The following is a 2,386-nucleotide window of genomic DNA, read 5'->3' as shown; positions in this document are numbered from 1 at the left end:
CTTCTACTGTTTTAAATGTCTCACCTTCATTTAAAGCCTCTATAAATTTAATTCTGTCTATTTTTACCTTCATTCGTTTCGTCTCCTTATTTAAGCTATTTTAGTAGGCTTTCCCACTCTTCTAGTTGTTGTTTTGCTTCTAAATCTCCGTTATTAACTTCTTCTTGTAGTTTATTAATGGTGTTACTATAATACATTAATGCTAAAGTATTTTGAGATCCTTTTGTTGTTGCATTATATATTAAGTTTTCTTTCTCTTTTAAAGTTAATTTTTTAGGTATTTTTAACTCTATTAAATTACCAGGTATCATCATTTTTTTTATTTTTTTATTTTCAATATGATCTGATCCAAAAGCTCCTAAATTAAAAAGAATGATTGCTCCACCTAATAAATACATAAGTTTTTTAGCAATACTTTTAGGTATTATTATTTCATCTTCAGATAATGTTATTTTTTTATATTTCATAATTTCACATCCTTTAATTTTTTAACCTATATTTTTTCATTTTTCCACCTCTATTTAATATTCATTGTTTAAAGCCCCTTTTATAATAATTTTTCTGATGTAAAAGGAATTATATTTATTTTTTTTCCTAATACTTCATATGTTTTAAAGCTAGGCATTTTAACTGGTTTATTATCCTTATTATCAAAATTATTAATATTCTCTCTAATTATATTTAAAAACTCTTTTTCCGATATATCTATAAGTTCTATTTCATCATGTTTATCAGTCAATATGTGAACTTGATACAAGTTTTCATCATTTTTAGCTTTTATTATGTACCCTAAAGCAGTTAATAATTCAAAATTTCTATATCCTAGCTGTAAATACTTAGAAGCATTTCTATTAAATATAGCATTTACAAAATATGGAATATAAAATTTTTTACCATTCATCACTCCAATAGGAAACTCCTTATTAGGTTCAGGAAAAAACACTTCTTTCCCTGTTTTTAAAGAAATTACTTCATATACACTCGTACTTTCTAAAGCTACAATTTTCCCATATGTTTTGCTATCTATAATGCTATCTGTAACAATCAAATTACTATAACCTAATTTATATTGTTTATTCATTTTTATTCTCTCCTTTTTTGTTTTAAAATCACTTAAACTTTTGTTTTATAATTGTTCCACAATCATTTGTTTTCTCTATTTCTTTATAAGATTTTTCCATATTTAACCTCATTAATTCTTTTCTTTTAGTTCATCTAAAAGGAAACTCATATCTTCAATTTCTTTTAGAACAAAATTATCTGTCCTTATTCTATTCTCTTTCCAATATTCAACTTCTACTAGATAATTAAAGGTTTCGTTTATATCTTGGATGTAGTCTTCTCCATCCTTTCTAAATCTTTCTTTGTCTTTAGATAAATACCTAAATGTTTCATCTCTCCATTCGCCTGTTAATACTTCTGTTAAATCTCCTTGATCTAAATTAAAAAGTGGAACTATTTTTTTTATTTTCATATCTTGATGTTCAACTTCATTAATAACCGCTTTTAATATTCTTGTTTTTTTCTTGGTTTTCTTCATATATTCAGCTAAATCTTCATCCTGTATTTCTTCGTATTCAACATAGAAATACGGTTCATTATCATTTAATCCATCAACACCTATATCTACTGGTTTAAAATACATTCCACACATCCCATGTGCTAGATTTTTTTTATCAAAATCTTTTTGATAAGGATTCAGATTATTTTTTTCATTTTCATTATTCATATATGTTTTTAATCTCATTTTATAAGCCATAATTTCTCTCCTATTCCACTATTATTTTTTTAGTTTTTTCTTGATAATCTTCAAGTTTAGATAAAATAATCTTTAGCTCTCTAACACCTAAAATTATTATTTGTTCATCTTCTAAACTAAGACTTTTCACACCTTTTCTTCTTTCAAGTTCTTTTATTAATTCAACTGTTGAAACATTCTTTAAAATTTCACTATTCATAATATTTTTCCTCATTAAGTGGTATTATTTTTTCTTGATACTAATTACAATTGTATTATCATCTGCTTTGTCTACTTCCATTTTCATATCTTTAGCCACTCCTAGTGTTGATAACACTAGGAAAACTAATATAATTAATTTCTTCATCTAACCCCCAATTTTAGAGTATTCTGAAATTATAATTGGTGCATATCCTGTATACTCTCCTTCAATAATTTTTGCTTCTTCTCCCTTATCTATATCTCTTTTATCCAGTAGAGCATAGAACTTTATATGTTCTACTTCCTGCGATAAAATAATCTCTTTTTCAGGAATTTCCATTCCATATTTCTCAACTTTTACCCATTTTTTTCTATTTGTCATTAATCCTGATTTTGGAAAATCAAAAGTAATCTTTTTTCCAAAATCACTTTTTTCTGCTCTTATTT

Annotated in this window: 6 protein-coding genes; all 6 read right to left on the bottom strand. The window is 25.2% G+C overall.

Going from position 1 to position 2,386, the window contains the following annotated elements:
* Positions 1-95: 95 nt before the first annotated feature.
* Positions 96-467: a hypothetical protein gene (locus tag ACRC8M_RS09865; RefSeq protein WP_438528989.1), complete on the bottom strand. Its 372-nt coding sequence runs from the start codon at positions 465-467 to the stop codon at positions 96-98.
* A gap of 80 nt (positions 468-547) precedes the next feature.
* Entirely contained in the window at positions 548-1,081 is a 534-nt protein-coding gene (locus tag ACRC8M_RS09860; RefSeq protein ID WP_438528988.1) for a hypothetical protein, read from the bottom strand.
* A 111-nt stretch (positions 1,082-1,192) separates the two neighbouring features.
* Entirely contained in the window at positions 1,193-1,759 is a 567-nt protein-coding gene (locus ACRC8M_RS09855) for a hypothetical protein (RefSeq protein WP_438528987.1), read from the bottom strand.
* Positions 1,760-1,769: 10 nt separating this feature from the next.
* Positions 1,770-1,958 (bottom strand): hypothetical protein, encoded by a 189-nt coding sequence (locus tag ACRC8M_RS09850; RefSeq protein WP_332485856.1) that lies wholly within the window; start codon positions 1,956-1,958, stop codon positions 1,770-1,772.
* 24 nt (positions 1,959-1,982) lie between these two features.
* Positions 1,983-2,105 carry a hypothetical protein gene (locus ACRC8M_RS09845; RefSeq protein ID WP_438528986.1) on the bottom strand — a complete coding sequence of 41 codons (123 nt, stop codon included), beginning with the start codon at positions 2,103-2,105 and terminating at the stop codon, positions 1,983-1,985.
* Positions 2,106-2,386, bottom strand: a 281-nt coding sequence (locus tag ACRC8M_RS09840; RefSeq protein ID WP_438528985.1) for a hypothetical protein, incomplete at its 5' end; no start/stop codon positions are given.

Source organism: Cetobacterium sp., from assembly GCF_051653945.1.
GTDB lineage: Bacteria > Fusobacteriota > Fusobacteriia > Fusobacteriales > Fusobacteriaceae > Cetobacterium_A.
Note: the sequence above shows the minus strand (reverse complement) of the source record. Positions and strands in the feature narration are given on the sequence as shown.